Origin of the sequence: Pseudomonas sp. 2(2015), assembly GCF_000955865.1 — a bacterium.
GTDB lineage: Bacteria > Pseudomonadota > Gammaproteobacteria > Pseudomonadales > Pseudomonadaceae > Aquipseudomonas.
The window spans coordinates 65934-86973 of record NZ_JYOF01000002.1; the positions used below are offsets into that span (position 1 = coordinate 65934).

General features: G+C 63.6%; 14 protein-coding genes. 9 read left to right on the top strand and 5 right to left on the bottom strand.

The window, feature by feature from the left end; translation table 11 throughout:
- The first annotated feature begins 278 nt into the window (after positions 1-278).
- A complete protein-coding gene (putA, locus tag UB48_RS01915) occupies positions 279-4232 on the top strand; it encodes a trifunctional transcriptional regulator/proline dehydrogenase/L-glutamate gamma-semialdehyde dehydrogenase (protein ID WP_045193790.1) in 3954 nt (1317 codons plus the stop codon).
- Positions 4233-4512: 280 nt separating this feature from the next.
- Here putA and UB48_RS01920 read toward each other — a convergent pair whose 3' ends face one another.
- Positions 4513-5112 (bottom strand): hypothetical protein, encoded by a 600-nt coding sequence (locus tag UB48_RS01920; protein WP_156160158.1) that lies wholly within the window; start codon positions 5110-5112, stop codon positions 4513-4515.
- 189 nt (positions 5113-5301) lie between these two features.
- On the opposite strand from UB48_RS01920, the gene UB48_RS01925 reads away from it, so the two are divergent.
- The 7 genes from UB48_RS01925 to yccS all read left to right on the top strand — a co-directional run bounded on the left by UB48_RS01925 (position 5302) and on the right by yccS (position 16469).
- A complete protein-coding gene (locus UB48_RS01925) occupies positions 5302-7104 on the top strand; it encodes an acyl-CoA dehydrogenase (RefSeq protein WP_045193791.1) in 1803 nt (600 codons plus the stop codon).
- Positions 7105-7136: 32 nt separating this feature from the next.
- Complete coding sequence (locus tag UB48_RS01930) at positions 7137-8579, top strand: TldD/PmbA family protein (RefSeq protein ID WP_045193792.1); 1443 nt, start codon at positions 7137-7139, stop codon at positions 8577-8579.
- Positions 8579-9910, top strand: coding sequence for a TldD/PmbA family protein (locus UB48_RS01935; protein ID WP_045193793.1), 1332 nt, complete (start codon positions 8579-8581; stop codon positions 9908-9910). Before UB48_RS01930 ends, UB48_RS01935 begins: the two co-directional genes overlap by 1 nt.
- A 105-nt stretch (positions 9911-10015) precedes the next feature.
- Positions 10016-11443 (top strand): multidrug transporter subunit MdtD, encoded by a 1428-nt coding sequence (mdtD, locus tag UB48_RS01940; RefSeq protein WP_045193794.1) that lies wholly within the window; start codon positions 10016-10018, stop codon positions 11441-11443.
- A 105-nt stretch (positions 11444-11548) separates the two neighbouring features.
- On the top strand, positions 11549-12886 hold the full coding sequence (gene dbpA / locus UB48_RS01945; RefSeq protein ID WP_249744453.1) for an ATP-dependent RNA helicase DbpA: 1338 nt from the start codon (positions 11549-11551) through the stop codon (positions 12884-12886).
- A gap of 99 nt (positions 12887-12985) precedes the next feature.
- Positions 12986-14167: an NAD(P)/FAD-dependent oxidoreductase gene (locus UB48_RS01950; protein WP_045193795.1), complete on the top strand. Its 1182-nt coding sequence runs from the start codon at positions 12986-12988 to the stop codon at positions 14165-14167.
- A gap of 118 nt (positions 14168-14285) precedes the next feature.
- Entirely contained in the window at positions 14286-16469 is a 2184-nt protein-coding gene (gene yccS / locus UB48_RS01955) for a YccS family putative transporter (RefSeq protein WP_045193797.1), read from the top strand.
- Here the strand turns inward: yccS and UB48_RS01960 are convergent, their stop codons facing one another.
- Positions 16470-17210, bottom strand: coding sequence for an ABC transporter substrate-binding protein (locus UB48_RS01960; protein WP_045193799.1), 741 nt, complete (start codon positions 17208-17210; stop codon positions 16470-16472).
- 232 nt (positions 17211-17442) lie between these two features.
- Here UB48_RS01960 and UB48_RS01965 point away from each other — a divergent pair, with 232 nt between their 5' ends.
- The gene (locus UB48_RS01965; RefSeq protein ID WP_045193801.1) at positions 17443-17895 is read left to right on the top strand and encodes a GNAT family N-acetyltransferase; all 453 of its coding nucleotides are present in this window, start codon (positions 17443-17445) and stop codon (positions 17893-17895) included.
- Positions 17896-17990: 95 nt separating this feature from the next.
- On the opposite strand, the gene UB48_RS01970 is transcribed toward UB48_RS01965, so the two are convergent.
- Genes UB48_RS01970 through UB48_RS01980 form a run of 3 tightly spaced genes read right to left on the bottom strand, consistent with a single transcriptional unit; the run spans position 17991 to position 20965 of the window.
- Positions 17991-18287 (bottom strand): helix-turn-helix domain-containing protein, encoded by a 297-nt coding sequence (locus tag UB48_RS01970; RefSeq protein ID WP_045193802.1) that lies wholly within the window; start codon positions 18285-18287, stop codon positions 17991-17993.
- Positions 18288-18304: 17 nt separating this feature from the next.
- Positions 18305-18805, bottom strand: a complete 501-nt coding sequence (locus tag UB48_RS01975; RefSeq protein ID WP_045193804.1) for a YgjP-like metallopeptidase domain-containing protein — start codon at positions 18803-18805, stop codon at positions 18305-18307.
- Between the two features lie 39 nt (positions 18806-18844).
- On the bottom strand, positions 18845-20965 hold the full coding sequence (locus tag UB48_RS01980; RefSeq protein ID WP_045193807.1) for a bifunctional diguanylate cyclase/phosphodiesterase: 2121 nt from the start codon (positions 20963-20965) through the stop codon (positions 18845-18847).
- Positions 20966-21040: the final 75 nt, after the last annotated feature.

Sequence of the window (21040 nt, forward strand, 5' to 3'; positions counted from 1 at the left end):
ACAACGCAAAGAGGGTGCAACCTGTTTTTACAATCAAGTTGCACCTCGTCGGAAATTTTGCGTAACAGCGGGTTTTTGCTCCCTTTTGGAGCAAGAAGACCTGTTTTCAGAAGAAAACGCACCACAAACAGCCATTTTTGCTGTGTGGTTTTACCCTCCGGACGAGTAGCACTTTTTTCCTGCATATTTTGGGTTGCACTAGGTTGCACCCAAAATCGCGCACGGCTAATCTTGGCGCCAGCTTAAGCCACAGCCTGTGGCAATAATGAGGATAAGAAATGGCGACGACCACCCTTGGGGTCAAACTCGACGACCCTACCCGTGAGCGACTCAAAGCAGCTGCGACCTCTATCGATCGCACGCCGCACTGGTTGATCAAACAAGCGATCTTCAATTACCTGGAGAAGCTCGAGGGTGGCGCCACCCTGACCGAACTCAACGGTCAGCCCGGCATTCATGCCGACGATGCCGGTGAAGTACAGGCCGACCACGCCCACCAGTGCTTCCTCGAATTTGCCGAAAGCATCCTGCCGCAATCGGTCTTGCGCTCGGCCATCACCGCCGCCTACCGCCGCCCTGAGCCGGAAGTGGTACCGATGCTGCTGGAGCAGGCGCGCCTGCCGGCCGCCATGGCCGAGGCCACCAACAAGCTGGCCGCCGGCATCGCCGAAAAACTGCGTAACCAGAAGAGCGCTGGCGGCCGTGCCGGCATCGTTCAGGGCCTGCTGCAGGAATTCTCCCTGTCGTCGCAGGAAGGCGTGGCGCTGATGTGCCTGGCCGAAGCCCTGCTGCGCATCCCCGACAAAGGCACCCGCGACGCCCTGATCCGCGACAAGATCAGCACCGGCAACTGGCAGCCGCACCTGGGCAACAGCCCGTCGCTGTTCGTCAACGCCGCCACCTGGGGCTTGCTGCTGACCGGCAAGCTGGTCTCGACCCACAACGAATCCGGCCTCACCTCTTCGCTCAGCCGCATCATCGGCAAGAGCGGCGAGCCGATGATCCGCAAGGGCGTCGACATGGCCATGCGCCTGATGGGCGAGCAGTTCGTGACCGGCGAAACCATCGCCGAAGCCCTGGCCAACGCCAGCAAGTTCGAAGCCAAAGGCTTCCGTTATTCCTACGACATGCTCGGCGAAGCGGCGCTGACCGAACATGACGCGCAGAAATACCTGGCGTCCTACGAGCAGGCTATCCATTCGATCGGCAAGGCTTCCCACGGTCGCGGCATCTATGAAGGCCCGGGCATCTCGATCAAGCTCTCGGCCCTGCACCCACGCTACAGCCGCGCCCAGTACGAGCGCGTCATGGATGAGCTGTACCCGCGCCTGCTGTCGCTGACCCTGCTGGCCAAGCAATACGACATCGGCCTGAACATCGACGCCGAGGAAGCCGACCGCCTGGAGCTGTCCCTGGACCTGCTCGAGCGCCTGTGCTTCGAGCCGCAACTGACCGGCTGGAACGGTATCGGTTTCGTCATCCAGGCTTACCAGAAGCGCTGCCCGTATGTGATCGACTACGTCATCGACCTGGCCCGCCGCAGCCGCCATCGCCTGATGATCCGCCTGGTAAAAGGTGCTTACTGGGACAGCGAGATCAAGCGCGCCCAGGTCGAAGGCCTGGAAGGCTACCCGGTGTATACCCGCAAGGTGTACACCGACGTTTCCTACATTGCTTGTGCACGCAAACTGCTGTCGGTGCCGGAAGTCATCTACCCGCAGTTCGCCACCCACAACGCCCACACCCTGTCGGCCATCTACCATATCGCCGGCCAGAACTATTACCCGGGCCAGTACGAATTCCAGTGCCTGCACGGTATGGGCGAGCCGCTGTACGAGCAGGTTGTCGGCAAGGTCGCCGATGGCAAGCTGAACCGTCCGTGCCGCGTGTATGCCCCGGTCGGTACCCACGAAACCCTGCTGGCCTACCTGGTTCGCCGCCTGCTGGAAAACGGCGCCAACACCTCGTTCGTCAACCGTATTGCCGACCAGTCGATCTCGATCCAGGAACTGGTCGCCGACCCGGTCGCCACCATCGAGCAAATGGCCACCCAGGAAGGCAATACCGGCCTGCCGCACCCGCGCATTCCGCTGCCGCGTGACCTGTATGGCACCGAGCGGGCCAACTCCGCCGGTATCGACCTGGCCAACGAACACCGCCTGGCTTCGCTGTCCTGCGCCCTGCTGGCCAGCGCCCACAACGACTGGAAAGCCGCGCCGATGCTCGGTTGCGCTTCCAGCACCGAAGCAGCTGCGCCGGTGCTGAACCCGGCTGACCTGCGCGATGTGGTGGGTCATGTCCAGGAAGCCAACGTCACTGACGTCGACAACGCCATCCAGTGCGCGCTCAATGCCGCGCCGATCTGGCAGGCCACCCCGCCGGCCGAACGCGCCGCGATCCTGGAGCGTGCCGCCGACCTGATGGAAGCCGAGATCCAGCCGCTGATGGGCCTGCTCGCCCGCGAAGCCGGCAAGACCTTCGCCAACGCCATCGCCGAAGTGCGTGAAGCCGTCGACTTCCTGCGTTACTACGCCGTCCAGGCGCGCAACGATTTCAGCAACGACGCTCACCGCCCGCTGGGTCCGGTAGTGTGCATCAGCCCATGGAACTTCCCCCTGGCGATCTTCAGTGGCCAGGTTGCCGCGGCACTTGCCGCCGGTAACTCGGTGCTGGCCAAGCCGGCCGAACAGACCCCGCTGGTTGCCGCCCAGGCCGTGCGCCTGCTGCTCGAAGCCGGTATCCCCGAAGGCGTAGTGCAACTGCTGCCGGGCCGCGGCGAAACCGTCGGCGCCCGTCTGGTCGGTGACGATCGGGTCAAAGGCGTGATGTTTACCGGTTCTACCGAAGTCGCCCGCCTGCTGCAACGCAACATCGCCGGCCGCCTGGATGCCCAGGGCCGTCCGATCCCGCTGATCGCCGAAACCGGCGGCCAGAACGCGATGATCGTCGACTCCTCGGCGCTCACCGAACAGGTGGTCATCGACGTCGTATCTTCTGCCTTCGACAGCGCTGGCCAGCGTTGCTCGGCCCTGCGCGTACTGTGCCTGCAGGAAGATTCTGCCGACCGCGTCATCGAAATGCTCAAGGGCGCCATGGCAGAAAGCCGCCTGGGCAACCCCGAGCGCCTGGCCGTGGACATTGGCCCGGTGATCGACGCCGAAGCCAAGGCCGGTATCGAGAAACACATCCAGGGTATGCGCGACAAAGGCCGTACCGTGTACCAGATGGCAATCGCCGATGGTGAAGAGATCAAGCGCGGCACCTTCGTGATGCCAACCTTGATCGAACTGGAAAGCTTCGACGAACTGCAGCGCGAGATCTTCGGCCCGGTACTGCACGTGGTGCGCTACAACCGCAAGAACCTCGACCAGCTGATCGAGCAGATCAACGCCTCCGGCTACGGCCTGACCCTGGGTGTCCACACCCGGATCGACGAAACCATTGCCAAGGTCATCGACAACGTCAATGCCGGTAACGTCTACGTCAACCGCAACATCGTCGGCGCCGTGGTCGGCGTGCAGCCATTCGGCGGTGAAGGCCTGTCCGGTACCGGCCCGAAAGCCGGTGGCCCGCTATACCTGTACCGCCTGCTGTCGACCCGCCCGGCGGGCGCCATCGAGCAGTCGTTCCAGCGCACCGATGGCGAAAACGCCCCGGACACCCGCCTGCGCGACAGCCTGAGCAAACCGCTGCAAGCCCTCAAAGCCTGGGCGGCGAGCAATCAGCTGAACGACCTGAGCGGCCTGTGCGAGCAGTTCGCCCAGCAATCGCAAAGCGGTATCAGCCGCCTGCTGGCGGGCCCGACCGGCGAGCGCAACAGCTACACCATCCTGCCGCGCGAGCACGTGCTGTGCCTGGCCGAGGTCGAAGCTGACCTGCTGACCCAACTGGCGGCGGTACTGGCCGTGGGCAGCTCGGCGGTGTGGCCGGAAGGCGAGCTGAGCAAGACCCTGCGCAATCGCCTGCCGAAGGAAGTGCAAGCGCGCATCCAACTGGTGGCCGACTGGAACAAGGATGACGTGATATTCGACGCCGTCCTCCACCATGGCGACTCCGACCAACTGCGCGCCGTGTGCGAGCAGGTGGCCAAGCGCGCCGGCGCCATCGTCGGTGTTCACGGCCTGTCGTCGGGTGAAACCGCGATTGCCCTGGAGCGCCTGGTAATCGAGCGCGCACTGAGCGTCAACACTGCTGCTGCCGGTGGTAACGCGAGCCTGATGACTATCGGCTGATAGCCAGCAGCGCCTCTATCGCGGGTCAAGCCCGCTCCTACAGCGTAGGAGCGGGCTTGACCCGCGATGCTTTCTAGCCCAGAAACTTCGCACGTTGATGACGCACCAGCCACCCCAGGCTACCCGCCTTCACGACCTCGGAAGCAATGACGAAAACCAGGGGATCTGACCGCCACGAATACTACCCTGGACATAAAAGACTATAAAAAATGCATCCATCCCACCCCACCAAAACCGGGTCATACGTGGGAGCTGATTCATAGGCTGACGACCGAAGGCCTCAGACATCAACAAAGATCCCGATGAAAAAACCTGCCAGCAAAACCACGAGAAAAGACACCAGCACTATCCAAACCAGAATCCCGACCGACATCCAGGCCCAATTCAGGAGTGACAAGCGGGAATTAGACTGGCCTTTCGGGTCGCCTACGCAGGTGTTTATCGCCCTCTGAATCCTGGCCATTACCCAAAGAATCACGACATCCATAGCCAATACCGCACTCAACAACGGCAGCGGCGCCAGCTCCATCATCTGGTTTGCCCACAACGAGAGCGCTGTCAGCAGGATCAAGGCGCATACCAACCAGAACGGTGACCACCTGTAGCTACGACCAGACAGGTGTAATTGCCGATCGACCCTGCTCAGCAGGCTGTAAAGAAACAGAATGCCGAAGATGCTTCTTACCAGCGGTAACACTCGCTCCCCGGTTTCCCGCCGGTAGAGCGCCCAGCTTTGGTAATGGCAAAAAGCCCAATAAAAGCCAAAGGTGAACAGGTTCATCACGATCATCTTTCTGATCGATACGACGAAGAACATTGGCCCCCTGCCTGGAACATCAGAGAGATCAGGGCTCATCGAAGCGGTGCTGTTAGTGGTCATGGCTACGGCCTTCGGTAATGGGCCGACTATCTAAGCCTGCTCGTGCATCACAGATCTGCCCTCTGGCTCCGAAGCAAGGGTACGAACATTCCCAAACGCCTTGTGCCTTGCCATCACCCGCATCTATTTCACTGTGCAGTAGCAACGTCACTACCTAGACTCGGCCCATCCCCAGACAGGAATGCCGCCATGTCCGAGACTCTGCTCAGTGCCCGCAACCTGGCCTTCGAACTCTACGAAGTGCTCGATGCCGAGGCCCTGACCCAACGCCCGCGCTTTGCCGAGCACAACCGCGAAACCTTCGATGCCGCTCTGAGCACTGCGCGGACCATCGCCGAGAAGTATTTCGCCCCGCATAATCGCAAGGGCGATGAGCACGAGCCACGCTATGAAAATGGCGAAGCGCTGTTGATCCCCGAGGTCAAGCCTGCGGTCGATGCCTTCCTTGAAGCCGGCTTTCTCAACGCCAGCCGCGACTTCGAAGCCGGTGGCATGCAGTTGCCGACCTTGCTCTCGCAAGCCTGTTTCGCCCACTTCCAGGCAGCCAACGCCGGTACCACGGCCTATCCGTTCCTGACCATGGGCGCCGCCAACCTGATTGAGAGCTTTGGCAGCGACGAGCAGAAGCGCCTGTTCCTGCAACCGATGATCGAAGGCCGCTTCTTCGGCACCATGGCCTTGACCGAGCCGCACGCTGGCTCGTCCCTGGCCGATATTCGCAGCCGCGCCGAGCCAGCCGGCGATGGCAGCTATCGGCTGCGCGGCAACAAGATATTCATTTCCGGCGGCGACCATCCATTGTCGGAGAACATCGTGCATATGGTCCTGGCCAAGCTGCCCGATGCGCCGCCCGGGGTGAAGGGCATTTCGCTGTTTATCGTGCCCAAGTTCCTGGTCAACGCCGACGGCAGCCTCGGCCCGCGCAACGATGTGTTGCTGGCCGGGTTGTTCCACAAGATGGGCTGGCGCGGCACCACCTCGACGGCGCTGAACTTCGGCGACAACGGCCAGTGCGTCGGCTACCTGGTGGGCAAGCCACACCAGGGCCTGGCCTGCATGTTCCAGATGATGAACGAGGCGCGTATCGGCGTCGGCATGGGCGCGGTGATGCTTGGTTATGCCGGCTATCTGTACTCGCTGGAGTACGCCCGCCAGCGTCCGCAAGGGCGCCTGCCAGACAACAAGGATCCGGCCACCGCTGCCGTGCCGATCATCAATCACAGCGACGTCAAGCGCATGCTGCTGACCCAGAAGGCCTACGTCGAAGGCGCCTTCGACCTGGGCCTGTACGCCGCGCGGCTGTTCGATGACACCCAGAGCGGCGAAAGCGATACGGTTTGCCAGCAGGCCCATGAACTGCTCGACCTGCTGACGCCGATCGTCAAGTCCTGGCCTTCGGAGTTTTGCCTCAAGGCCAACGAGCTGGCCATCCAGATTCTCGGCGGTCATGGCTACACCCGCGAGTACCCGGTCGAACAGTACTACCGCGACAACCGCCTGAATCCGATTCACGAAGGCACCCACGGCATCCAGTCGCTGGACCTGCTCGGGCGCAAGCTGGCGCAGAACGGTGGTGCCGGGCTCAAGCAACTGGTCCGCCTGATCGCCAGCACCTGCGCGCAAGCCCATCCGCACAGCAGCCTGGATCGTCTGCGGGTACCGCTGGAGCAATTGCTCAATCGCCTGCAGGAAGTGACCCTCGGCCTGCTCGGCGATCTGGCCCAGGGCCAGGTCAATGCCGCCCTGGCCAACTCGGCGCTGTATCTAAAGGCTTTCGGTCACTGCGTGATCGGCTGGCGCTGGCTGGAGCAGGCAATCCACGCCGAACAAGGCCTGGCCCGGGGCAACCCGGCCGATCGCGACTTCTACCTGGGCAAATTGCAGGCCGCGCGTTATTTCCTGACCTGGGAAGTGCCGGGCTGCCATAATGAGCTGGCATTGCTCGCGGCCCGTGACGATACCTGCCTGAGCATGCACGACGAGTGGTTCTGAGGGGGAACCACCGCGCACACGGAGGTTCCCGCATGTTCGAGTTGACCGCATTGCTGCGCCAGCGCTTCGCCGCCCTGCGCAGCAGTGGCGAATTTTTCTCCCTGCGTTATGTGCAACAAAGCCAGCAACACCTGTCGGTGCGCAAGAATATCGCCGAGCCGCCGTTTCTCAGCCGCGACGAAGGCGCGATGCTCACCGTGCGCGTCAATGGCGTAGAAACCTACGCCGCCACCGCCGACCTCTCGCAAGCCGGCTTGCAGCGTGCCTTGGAGCAGGCTGAGGCACTGGCCCGGCAAATCGCCGGGCGCGCCCTGCTCGACCTGCGCGAGCAACCACTGGCCACCGGCCGCGCCGATTACTGCTCGCCCAACCTTGAGCAAGCCTTCCCGTCCCTGGCCGACTGCTACGCCCTGCTTGCCCAGGAATCTGCCAGCGTGCCGGACGACAGCCGCCTGGTGAACTGGCAGGCAAGCCTTGGCATCAGCACTATCGAGCAGATCTACCTGAACACCGCCGGCGCCGAACTGCGCCAGGCCCAGCGCTTTATCTACCCGGGCTTCAGCACCACCGCCTTCGACGGCCAGGACAGCCAGACCCGCACCCTGGGCCGGGAGAACTTCGGCCAGCAGGGCGGCCTCGACGTCATCGAGCGCTGCGGCCTGGTGGGTGCCGGGGCCAAAGTCGCCGAGCAGGCCCTGCAACTGCTGCTGGCGCCGAACACCCCCAGTGGTGTGCGCGACCTGCTGCTGATGCCCGACCAGATGATGCTGCAGATCCACGAATCGATCGGCCACCCGCTGGAAATGGACCGTATCCTCGGCGACGAGCGTAATTACGCCGGCACCAGCTTTGTCAAAGCCAGCGACTTCGGCAGCCTGCAGTACGGCTCGAAATTGCTCAACGTGACCTTCGACCCGTCGATCCGCGAAGAGCTTGCCAGCTACAGCCACGACGATGACGGCAGCGCTGCGCACAAGCAGTACCTGATCAAGGACGGTTTGCTGGTCCGCCCGCTCGGTGGTGCCCTGTCGCAGTTCCGTTCCGGCCTTGAAGGGGTGGCCAACAGCCGCGCCTGCGGCTGGAACCGCGCACCGATCGACCGCATGGCCAACCTCAACATCGAGCCGGGGGACAAGACCCTGGCGCAACTGATCGGCGGTATCGAGCAGGGCATCCTGATGCGCACCAACCGCTCGTGGTCGATTGATGATGCGCGCAACAAGTTCCAGTTCGGCTGCGAATGGGGCCAACTGATCGAAAACGGCGAGCTCAAGGGCGTGGTCAAGAACCCCAACTACCGCGGCATCTCCGCCCGGTTCTGGGGCAATCTCAGCGCCGTCGGTGACGCCAGCACCTTGCAGGTACTGGGCACGCCAAACTGCGGCAAGGGCGAGCCGAACCAGGTGGTACGCGTGGGCCACGCCTCCCCCGCCTGCGTATTCAGCCAGATCGACGTATTCGGAGGAGACGCCTGATGGCTGCCACCCCACTGCAAAGTTTCCAGCACCTGGTCGCCAGCCTGCGCGACGCGGTGTGCGCGCCAGAGCATTTCACCTTGAGCTACAGCGGCGAGCACTCGCAGTTCATCCGCTTCAACCACGCCAGGGTGCGCCAGGCCGGCGAAGTGCAACAGGCCAGTTGCGTGCTCAAGCTGGTCGCCGACGGGCGCCAGGCCGAGCTGCAGTTCACCCTCGGCAACGACGCCGAGGTCGATCAGTTGCGCCTGCAACAAGCCCTGGAGCAACTGCGCCAGACCCTGCCGCTGCTTGAGCCCGATCCTTACCTGCAACTCAACGACAGCGCCTGGCACAGCCACAGCGTGCAGGATCAAGTGCTGCCGGACAGCGCTGCGGTGCTGGCGCAGATCGAACAAGGCGCGGGTGATCTGGACCTGGTTGGCATCTACGCCGCGGGCCCGATCTGCCGGGGTTTTGCCAGCTCGTTCGGGGCCTTTGGCTGGCACCAGGCCAACAGTTTCAACTTCGACTGGAGCCTGTTCCACAGCAACGGCGAGGCGGTCAAAGCCAACTATGCCGGCCAGTCCTGGGACGGCGAAGCCTTCGCCCTGCGCCTGCAGCAGGCCCGCGAACAGCTCGACTACCTCGGCCGCCCGCTGAAAAAACTCGCCCCCGGCCAATACCGCGCCTACCTGGCACCGGCAGCGCTGGACGAGATCATGGGCATGCTCTGCTGGGGCGGCTTCTCGGCCCAGGCCATCGCCACCAAGAACAGCCCGCTGCAACGCCTGTCCAGCACCGATGCCAGCCTCAGCCCGATGGTCCACATTAGCGAACAAGTCAGCGGTTCTCTGAGCCCGTCGTTCTCGGACGAGGGCCTGGTGCGCAGCGACCTGCGCCTGATTGACCAGGGCCGGGCCCACGATCGGCTGATCTGCGCCCGTAGCGCCGCCGAGTTCGAACTGACGGCCAACGGTGCCGATAGCTACGAGTCGCCATGCGCGCTGAGCATGGCCGGCGGCGAGCTTGCGCAGAGCGAAGTCCTCGCCCGCCTGGGCACCGGCCTGTACATCAGCAACCTCTGGTACCTGAACTACTCGGACCTGCCCGCTGCGCGCATGACCGGCCTGACCCGCTTCGCCACCTTCTGGGTCGAGAACGGCGAGATCCAGGCACCGGTGAGCACCATGCGCTTTGACGACAGCGTCTACAGTTTGCTGGGTTCGCAACTGGAGGCATTGACGACCGAACGCGAGCTGATTCTGTCGACCAGCACCTACGGCCAGCGCCAGACCAGTTCGAGCCATTTGCCGGGAGCTTTGGTCCAACGCCTGACGTTGACGTTGTGATAACCCCGATCGCTGGCAAGCCAGCTCCCACAAGGGTCTGTGTGAACTTGTCCCTGTGGGAGCCGGCTTGCCGGCGATGAGGCCCTCGACCTTGTAGAGATGCCCATGCCCAACCGCGCCCCGCTGGACCCGACCACCGCCCGCTGGATTCCCTGGGTGGTGGCCATCGCCTTTTTCATGCAGTCGCTCGACGGCACCATCCTCAACACCGCCCTGCCGGCCATGGCCCGCGACCTGGCCGAAGACCCGCTGCGCATGCAGTCGGTGATCATCGCCTACATGCTCACCGTGGCCCTGCTGATCCCGGCCTCGGGCTGGATTGCCGACCGCTTTGGCACCAAGCGCATCTTCTTCGGCGCCATCCTCCTGTTCAGCCTAGGTTCGCTGCTCTGCGCCCTGGCCAGCAGCCTCGGCATGCTGGTAGCGGCACGGGTGATCCAGGGCCTGGGCGGTGCCTTGATGCTGCCGGTCGGGCGCCTGGTGGTGCTGCGTGCCTATCCGCGCTCGGAGCTGGTGCGGATCATGAGCTTCATCACCATCCCCGGCCTGCTCGGGCCGTTGCTGGGCCCGACCATGGGCGGCTGGCTGGTGGAAATTCTCAGCTGGCACTGGATTTTCCTGCTCAACCTGCCGGTTGGCGCCATCGGCTGTTATGCGGTGTGGAAGTTCATCCCCGACCTGCGCGGCTCTGAGCGTACCCGCTTCGACGGCATCGGCTTCGTGCTGTTCGGCGCGGCAATGGTGTTGATCACCATTGCCATGGAAGGCCTGGGCGAGCTGCACCTGCCGCACCTGCGGGTAATGCTGCTGCTATTTGCCGGCATGGCCTGCCTGGCCGCCTACTGGCTGCGCGCCGGCAGCGTCGACAACCCGCTGTTTTCGCCAAAACTGTTCCGCACCCGGACCTTTTCAGTGGGTATCCTCGGCAACCTGTTTGCCCGCCTGGGCAGCGGCGCCCTGCCGTTCCTGGTACCGCTGCTGCTGCAGGTGGCGCTGGGTTACTCACCGTCCCAGGCCGGCATGAGCATGATCCCCCTGGCCGCGGCGGCGATGGTCGCCAAGTCGATTGCCCGGCCGCTGATCGAGCGCTTCGGCTATCGCAACATTCTCACCGGCAATACCCTGCTGCTGGGCCTGCTGCTGGCAAGCCTGGGGCTGGTCGACGAACATACGCCCTACGCCCTGTTGCTGTTGCAGTTAGGCCTGCTCGGCGCGGTCAACTCGATGCAGTTCACGGCAATGAACACCGTGACCCTGATCGATCTCGACGACAACAGCGCCAGCAGCGGCAACAGCCTGCTGTCGGTGGTCGCGCAATTGTCGCTGAGCCTCGGTGTGGCCTGTGCCGGCGCCCTGCTTGGCGGTTTTACCGCAGCGGGCAGTGCCGAAGGCGTCGAGAGCACCCTCGGGGCGTTCCAGCTGACCTTTGTGACCATCGGCCTGATGGCCATGCTGGCGGCGGCGATCTTCATGCAGCTGTCCAGGGCGGACGGAAGGCGTGCCCCTCGTCCGGAACCGGAGATCGAGCCTTAGGGCTAAAGGCCATGAGGCTGGTACACTGCGCGACATTTTGTTTTGCAGGCCAGTCTCGTGACCACCATTGCCACCGCCTTCGCCACTTTGCCGCTGTCCGCCGCCATGCTGGCCAACCTGGACGCCCTCGGCTACGCCCAGATGACCCCGATCCAGGCCCAGAGCCTGCCGGTGATGCTCAAGGGCATGGACTTGATCGCCCAGGCCAAGACCGGCAGCGGCAAGACCGCCGCCTTCGGCATCGGCCTGCTCAACCCGCTCAACCCGCGTTACTTCGGCTGCCAGGCGCTGGTGTTGTGCCCGACCCGCGAGCTGGCCGACCAGGTGGCCAAAGAGCTGCGCCGCCTGGCCCGCAGCGAAGACAACATCAAGATCCTGACCCTCTGCGGTGGCGTTTCCCTGGGCCCGCAGATCGCTTCGCTGGAGCACGGCGCGCACATCATCGTTGGCACCCCGGGCCGCGTGCAGCAGCACCTGAGCAAAGGCACCCTGGTGCTCGATGGCCTCAACACCCTGGTGCTCGATGAGGCCGACCGGATGCTCGACATGGGCTTCTACGACGCCATCGCCGACATCATCGGCCAGACCCCGAAGCGCCGCCAGACCCTGCTGTTCTCCGCCACCTACCCGGCCGGCATCAAGCAACTGGCCTCGGCGTTCATGCGCGACCCGCAAACCGTCAAGGTCGAGTCGCAGCACGCCGACAGCCAGATCGAGCAGCGCTTCTACGAGATCACCCCGGAACAGCGCATGGACGCGGTGAGCAAGCTGCTCGGGCACTTCCGCCCGCAGTCGTGCGTAGCGTTCTGCTTCACCAAGCAGCAGTGCCAGGAGCTGGTCGAGCACCTGCAGGCCAAGGGTATCGCCGCCCAGGCCCTGCATGGCGACCTGGAGCAGCGTGACCGCGACCAGGTCCTGACCCTGTTCGCCAACCGCAGCCTGTCGGTGCTGGTAGCCACCGATGTCGCCGCCCGCGGCCTGGATATCGACGCCCTGGACATGGTCATCAACGTCGAGCTGGCCCGCGATGCCGAGATCCACGTGCACCGCGTCGGCCGTACCGGCCGTGCCGGCGAGAAAGGCCTGGCGGTGAGCCTGGTGGCCCCGGCCGAAGGCCATCGCGCCCAGGCCATCGAAGACATGCAGAAGGCCGCCCTGCGCTGGGAACAGCTGGACAGCCTCAAGGCCCAGAATGGTGCACCGCTGCTGCCGACCATGAGCACCCTGTGCATCGCTGCCGGGCGCAAGGACAAGCTGCGCCCTGGCGACATTCTTGGCGCCCTGACCGGCGATGCCGGACTGCCGGGCACCCAGGTCGGCAAAATTGCCATCTTCGACTTCCAGGCCTTCGTCGCCGTCGAACGCGCGGTGGCCAAGCAGGCGCTGCAGCGACTCAACAGCGGCAAGATCAAGGGCCGCTCGTTGCGGGTGCGGATCGTCTGATTACTTTTTTCGCGGGGCAAGCCCGCTCCTACACACCCTCCCTGTAGGAGCGGGCTTGCCCCGCGATCGCTTCACCACCGAATTCTCGAGGATTTTGCAGTGCGTTCCACCGAAGTGATCATCATCGGCGCTGGCGCCGCCGGCCTGATGTGCGCCCTGAGCGCCGCCAAACGCGGCCGTCAGGTGCTGCTGCTCGACCACGCCAACAAACCGGGCAAGAAGATCCTCATGTCCGGCGGTGGCCGCTGCAACTTCACCAACATGTACACCGAGCCGAGCAATTTCCTCTCGCACAACCCGCACTTCTGCAAATCGGCCCTGGCCCGCTACACCCAGTGGGACTTCATCGAGATGGTCGGCAAGCACGGCGTGCCCTACCACGAGAAAAAGCTCGGCCAACTGTTCTGCGATAACAAGTCCAGCGACATCCTCGGCATGCTTCTGGACGAGTGCGACAACGCTGGCGCCGAGCTGCGCATGGACACCCGCATCGAGCAGATCGAAAAACTCGACAGCGGCTACCTGCTGGAAACCAGCGCCGGCCAGTTCCAGTGCCAGTCGCTGGTCATCGCCACCGGCGGCCTGTCGATCCCGACCCTGGGCGCCACCGGCTTCGGCTACCAGGTGGCCCGCCAGTTCGGTCACACCCTGCTGCCGACCCGTGCAGGCCTTGTGCCGTTCACCATCACCGAGCCGCAGCTCAAGGCGATCTGCACTGAACTGTCGGGCACCTCGGTGGATTGCGTGGCCAGCTGCAACGCCAGCAGCTTCCGCGAAAACCTGCTGTTTACCCACCGCGGCCTGAGCGGCCCGGCGATCCTGCAGATTTCTTCGTTCTGGCAGGCCGGCGACACGGTTGAGATCAACCTGCTGCCCGAGCACGACGCCCTGAGCTGGCTGCAACAGCAGCAAGCCGAGCGCCCCAACAGCGAGCTCAAGACCCTGCTCGGCGAGATCTTCACCAAGAAGATGGCCAACCTGCTGGCCGAGCACTGGTTCGTCTCCAAACCGATGAAGCAGTACACCCCGGCAGAACTGGCCCAGGTCAGCGACAAGCTCGGGGCCTGGCAGGTGGTGCCGGCCGGTACCGAGGGCTACCGCACCGCCGAGGTAACCCTGGGCGGCGTCGATACCCGCGAGGTTTCGTCGAAAACCATGGAGTCGCTGAAAAGCCCGGGGTTGTACTTCATCGGTGAAGTGCTCGACGTCAGCGGCCACCTGGGCGGCTTCAACTTCCAGTGGGCCTGGGCCTCGGCGTACGCGGCCGCGCAGTTCGTCTAACCTTCGCGGTAGAATCAGCGCATCAAGGAACAAATTTTGCTGGTCAGATGGCGGCGGTAACACCGCTGCCATCTGACTGGCTCAATTTCGATCATCGCCCAAGGCCTGCCGACCCGACATGTCATCTTCCTCGTTCAGCCAATCGTTGCGCCGCCTCTGGGCCCTGGACAAGTTCAGCTACGCCATCCGCGTTCTCATCGCCCTGACCGGCAGCATGCTGCTGTGCTGGTACAAGGACGAGATGAGCCTGCTGATCCCGCTGTTTCTGGGGATTATCGCCAGCGCCCTGGCCGAGACCGACGACAGCTGGCAGGGGCGCCTGAATGCCCTGGCGGTGACCCTGGTGTGCTTCACGGTTGCCGCGCTGTCGGTGGAGTTGCTGTTCCCCTACCCGATCATCTTCGGCTGCGCCCTGGCCCTGGCCAGCTTTGCCCTGACCATGCTCGGTGCGCTCGGCGAGCGCTACGGCGCGATTGCCTCGGCGACGCTGATTTTGTCGGTGTACACCATGATCGGCGTCGACCAGCGCGGCGGCGAAGTCACTGACTTCTGGCACGAGCCGTTGCTGTTGGTGGCCGGCGCCGCCTGGTACGGCCTACTTTCAGTGCTATGGCAGGCGCTGTTTTCCAACCAGCCGGTGCAGCAGAGCCTGGCCCGGCTGTTCCGCGAACTGGGTCGCTACCTCAAGCTCAAGGCCACCCTGTTCGAGCCGATCCGCCAGCTGGATGTCGAAGCCCGGCGCCTGGAACTGGCGCAGCAGAACGGCCGGGTGGTGGCCGCACTGAATGCGGCCAAGGAGATCATCCTGCACCGGGTCGGCAATGGCCGGCCTGGCTCGAAGGTCAGCCGCTACCTGAAGCTGTACTTCCTGGCCCAGGACATCCATGAGCGTGCCAGTTCTTCGCACTACCCCTACAACGCCCTGACCGAAGCCTTTTTCCACAGCGACGTGCTGTTCCGCTGCCAGCGCCTGCTGCGCCAGCAGGGCGTTGCGTGCCAGCAGTTGTCCGAATCCATCCAGCTGCGCCAGCCGTTCACCTATGACACCAGCTTCGCCCAGGCCCTGGAAGACCTGCACGCCTCGCTCGAACACCTGCGCATCCAGAGCAACCCGGCCTGGCGTGGCCTGCTGCGTTCGCTGCGGGCGCTGGCGGCAAACCTGGCGACCCTCGACCGCCTGCTCAGCGATGCCAGCAACCCCGACAACCTTGCCGATGCCAGCGACAGCAGCCTGCTCGACCGTTCGCCGCGTAACTTCAAGGACGTCTGGAGCCGCCTGCGTCAGCAACTGACGCCGACCTCGTTGCTGTTTCGCCACGCCCTGCGCCTGCCTCTGGCGCTGTCGATCGGCTATGGCATGGTGCACCTGATTCACCCGACCCAGGGCTACTGGATCATCCTCACCACCCTGTTCGTCTGCCAGCCCAACTACGGCGCCACGCGGCGCAAGCTGGTGCAACGGATCATCGGTACGGGCATCGGCCTGACCGTCGGCTGGGCGTTGTTCGACCTGTTCCCCAGCCCGATCATCCAGTCACTGTTCGCCGTGGCCGCCGGGGTGGTGTTCTTCGTCAACCGCACCACCCGCTACACCCTGGCAACCGCAGCGATCACCCTGATGGTGCTGTTCTGCTTCAACCAGATCGGCGATGGCTACGGGCTGTTCCTGCCGCGCCTGTTCGATACCCTGGTGGGCAGCCTGATCGCCATCCTCGCGGTATTCCTGTTCCTCCCGGACTGGCAGGGCCGGCGCCTGAACAAGGTGCTGGCCAATACCCTGAGCTGCAACAGCACCTACCTGCGCCAGATCATGCAGCAGTACGCCCAGGGCAAGAGCGACGACCTCGCCTACCGCCTGGCCCGGCGCAACGCCCACAACGCCGACGCAGCGCTGTCGACCACCCTGGCCAACATGCTCATGGAACCGGGGCATTTTCGTAAGGAGGCCGACGTCGGTTTCCGTTTTTTGGTGCTGTCGCACACCCTGCTCAGTTATCTGTCGGGCCTCGGCGCGCACCGCGATAGCACGCTGGATGCCGAGGTTCGCCAGCAATTGATCGATGGCGCCGGGGCCAGCCTGGCCAGCAGCCTGGATGAAATCGCCGAAGGCCTGGCCAGCAAGTTGCCGGTGGCGATCCACAGTGATGCCGAAGAGGCCCTGGCCAATGAGCTTGAGCAGATGCCCGAAGAGCTCGACGAAAACCAGCGCCTGGTGCAAACCCAGCTGGCGCTGATCTGCCGGCAACTGGCGCCACTGCGCACCCTCGCCGCACACCTGATCAAGGACAGCGCGCCGGCCTGATTACAGGCCGTGCTGCTTGAGCAGCCGGGCATAACTGCCATCGGCTTTCATCTGGGCAATGGCGCGGTCGAAACCGGCGACGATCTGCTGGTGCTCGGGATTCTTCAGGCTGACGAGGATATGCAGGCTGTTCTCGCTGACCGGCTTGTCGAAGAACTCCACCGCCTCACGCACCTCTTTCGGTTCGCGCTTGAGGTAATAACCGGCAACGAACTCATCCTCCAGCGCCAGGCGTACACGCCCGGCGGCGAGCATGCCGACAGCAACGGAAAAACTGCGCACCGGAACCTTCTGCAACTGGGTGTCGCTGTCGAACTCGGGCGAGTAGGCGTAATCGCGCACCACGGCGACAGGGAACGGATGGAGGTCGCTCAAGGCATTGAAGCGCAGCGCATCGCCTTTGCGCTTGAGCAGGCGGATCCGGTTGGTCAGGTAGCTGGCGGAGAACTGGCCAATTTGTGTACGCGAGTCGTTGTACCAGGCGTTGACCAGCACATCGTAGCGGCCTTCCCCCACCCCCAGCAGCGCCCGGGCCCAGGGCACCTGCTCGTACTGGCTGGTATAGCCGGCACGGGTCAGGGCGGTGGTGACGATGGCCGTGGCCAGGCCGCCGTTGGCCATGCTGGCATCGGTGAACGGTGGCCAGCTGTCGGCCACCAGCCGCAGCCGGGTGGCCTGCGCCGATGTGCTCAGCAGTAGCAGTATTCCCATTGAAGCCAAGACTCGAAGCAATGGCCGCATGCTCAAATCCTTTAGCGAACCCCTGGTTCGCGCCGTTGATTTCAACTGCTTGAGAATGTTCAGTGCCTATCAGCCATCGCAGGTTACACAAAGAAGAAGTAATCGGGCAGAGGCAAATGATATCAAATGGCCTCTATTCCGGTCGACTTCGAGCCTGTATTGACCTGGCGCAATTAGACCCTCGCCGCGCAGTCTGCCATGATCAGGGCTATCAACCGCTTGAGAGACGCCCATGGCCATCGACTGGATCTGCAAACACCACAGTGACATTGGCAAGGAACAACTCTATGCCATTCTGCGACTGCGTACCGAAGTGTTCGTGGTCGAACAGAAATGTGCCTACCAGGAAGTCGATGGCCAGGACCTGGAAGGCGACACCTGCCACCTGATGGCCTGGGAAGGTGACCAGTTGCTGGCGTACCTGCGTTTGCTCGATCCACAGTCCCAGGGCGGTGACGTGGTCATAGGCCGGGTGCTGATCGCCCCCCAGGCACGTGGTCGTGGACTGGGCCATGAACTGATGGAGCATGGGCTCAAGTACGCAGAGCATTACTGGCCTGAAGTGCCGGTGTACCTGTCAGCCCAGGCGCACTTGCAGGGCTACTATGCACGCCATGGTTTCAAGGTGGCGGGAGAGGAATACCTGGAAGACGATATCCCGCATATCGGTATGCGTCGCGGCTGAAATTCAGGGCTGCTGCGCAGCCCATCGCTGGCAAGCCAGCTCCCACAGGAGTCACTCAGAACCTTGTGGGAGCTGGCTTGCCAGCGATGGGGCCCTCAGGGATACCCCAGCACCTCGCGAACACTGCGCAAATGCTGGGTGATCCACTGCTTGTCGATCGCCCCCCAGTCGCGAATCCGGTAGTGCCCGGCATGATTGCGCGCGCCTGCCTGCTGCTCGAACTCACAGACGATGTCCAGGTCGGCCAGGGCGGCAATGGTGTCCTGGGCGGTGCGCCGCGGCATGCCGGTGGCTTCCATCAAGGCCGGGACGGTGCTGGCAGTCTGGCTGTCGATCAGCCAGGCGACATACAGCCGGCGGTAGAAACTGCTCTTGGTCTTGCTCACTTCCATTGGCAAATCCTCAGGGCCTACAGGCTGGCGGGCAGCTCGCGGTAGGTCAGGTAAACGCGCAAGTCGAATTCCAGTTGATGGTAGCCCGGCTGCATATATTCACAGAGCTGGTAGAACGCCTTGTTGTGATCGGACTCTTTCAGGTGCGCCAGTTCGTGCACGACGATCATCTTCAGAAACTGCGGCGCCGCCTCCTTGAACAACGAAGCGATGCGGATTTCCTTCTTGGCCTTGAGCTTGCCGCCCTGCACCCGCGACACCGCCGTGTGCAGGCCGAGCGCGCGGTGGGTGAGGTCAAGGCGGTTGTCGAACAGCACCTTGTCGAGGTTCGGCGCGTTGCGCAGGTGCTCCTGCTTGAGCGCCTGGGCATAGCTGTACAGCGCCTTGTCGCTTTGTACCGCGTGCCGGTCCGGGTAGCGCTGCTGCAAGTAGTCGCCCAGGCGATTGCTGGCAATCAACTGGCGGACCTGGTCTTGCAGGGCGGGCGGATAGGCTTGCAGGTACTTGAGCACGGTCATGGGCAAAACGGCTGACGGTAAAGGCGCCAGTGTACCCAACTACAGCTGCTGCCAGGCAAAAAAGCCCGGAAACGCCCCGGCATCACTGGCAGTCATCGGTCGCGCCACCAAAAAGCCCTGCACATATTCGCAGCCGTTGGCCTGCAGCCAGTGCGCCTGATCGAGGGTTTCGACACCTTCGGCGATCACGCTGATTGCATACTGGCGACACAGGTCGATGACGCAACGCACCAGCGCCGCGTCCGCTTGCGAGCCGGGCAAGCGTGCGACCAGGTGGCGGTCGAGTTTAAGCGTGTCGATTGGCAGGTCGCGCAGCAGCCGCAGCGAACAATCGCCCGCACCAAAATCGTCGAGGGCGATGCGCACGCCCAGCTCGCGCAACTTGTGCAACTGTTTCAAAGCCACGTCGTTATTGACCATCAACGACGTCTCGGCCACCTCGACCTCCAACTGCGCCGGATCAAGGCCCTGGATGGCGATCACCCGGCCCAGTTCCTCGGCCAGGTTGGGCATGGCGAACTGCACGCGACTCAGGCTGATGCCCAGCACCAGTGTCGGCTCGAAGCATTCCTGCCAGTCACGCCGCTGCGCCGCGCCCTGGGCGTATATCCAGCTGGCCAGGCGCGAAATCAGCCGCGCCTCTTCCAGCAAGGGCAGGAACAACCCCGGCGGCACGTCGCCGACACTGGGGTGCTGCCAACGCAGCAGCGCCTCGAAGCCGCGTAGACGGCCGTCGGCAAATGCCACCTGGGGCTGGTAGACCAGGCTGAAATCCTTGTGCTCGATGGCGCTGCGCACCGAATCTTCGAGCATCAGCCGCGAGCGCGCCCGGCCATTGAGGTCCTGGTCGTAGTAGCGATACTGCTGGCGCCCGGCCTGCTTGGCCGCATACATCGCAGCGTCGGCCGCGCGCAGCAGGCCGTCGAGGTTGGCGCCGCAATCGGGGTAGGTGGCAATGCCGATGCTCACGCCGAGGGTCACTTCCATGCCCTCTATCTGCTGGCAGATCGACATGCGCTCGATCACCCCCTCGGCGAAACGCGCCGCCTGCTCGGGGTATTCCAGGGCATCGAACAAGGCGGTGAACTCATCGCCGCCCATGCGCGCCAGGATCGCATTGGCGCCCAGGCAATCCTTGAGCTGCTCGGCGACCCAATGCAGCACTCGGTCGCCGGCCTCATGGCCGAGAAAATCATTGATACGTTTGAAACCGTCCAGGTCCAGGTACATCAGCGCCTGGGTCTTGTCGCTGCGCTCATTACGCACCAGGGCGCTTTCAGCGGCCTGGTAGAAGCCACGGCGGTTGAGCAGCCCGGTCAAGGGGTCGGTAACCGCCTGAAACTCCAGTTGCTGGTGCAGGTGGCGCACCACCGACATGTCCAGCACCGTCACCACCATGGCGCGCTGGCCGTCGGTCAATGGCGAGCACGACAGCGCTACCGGCACCGGCTGGCCGCCGGCGGTACGCAGCAGGGCATCGTGGATACGGAAGATCTGCCGCTCCAGGTAGGCCTGGTAGAACGCCGATTCGGCCCACAAGGTCATCCCCGGCGACTGCACGAAATCCAGCAGGTTGGCACCTTGCAGCAGCTCGACCGGGGCTTGGAGCAATTGCGAAATGGCCGGGTTGGCAAAGCTGATCTCACCCTTTTCGCCCACCACCAGGATGCCTTCGGCGGCATTGTTGAGCACCGAGGCGTTGAACGCCCGCGCCGCTTCCAGGTCGCGGCTCAAGCGCTGCAGCGAGCGCCGGTTGCGCTGCTGCTCGAGCAGGGCCTGAACCTTGGGCTTGAGGATCTGCGGATCGAAGGGTTTGAACAGGTAATCCACCGCACCACTGGCATAGCCCTTGAGCACAGCGGCCTGGGACTGTTCGTTGGCGGTGAGGAAGATGATCGGCGTCAACCGCGTACGCTGGCTACCGCGCATCAGGCGGGCAACCTCGAAACCGTCCATGCCCGGCATCTGCACATCGAGCAGCACCAGGTCCACTTCATGTTCGAGCAGCGCGCTCAGGGCTTCCGTCCCCGAGCTCGCGGTGAGTACTTGCCAGTCCTGGCGGGCCAGCAAGGCCCGCATGCTGATCAGGTTTTCCGGATAATCGTCAACGACCAGCAGTACTGAGCCGCTATCGTGTGACTGAGGTTGCGCGCAATCCATGCTGCTTCTCTTAAGGCACCAATGCCGGGCTTCGGCTGAAATCTGTGCGTAACTCTAGACCCGGCTGCCATAAAT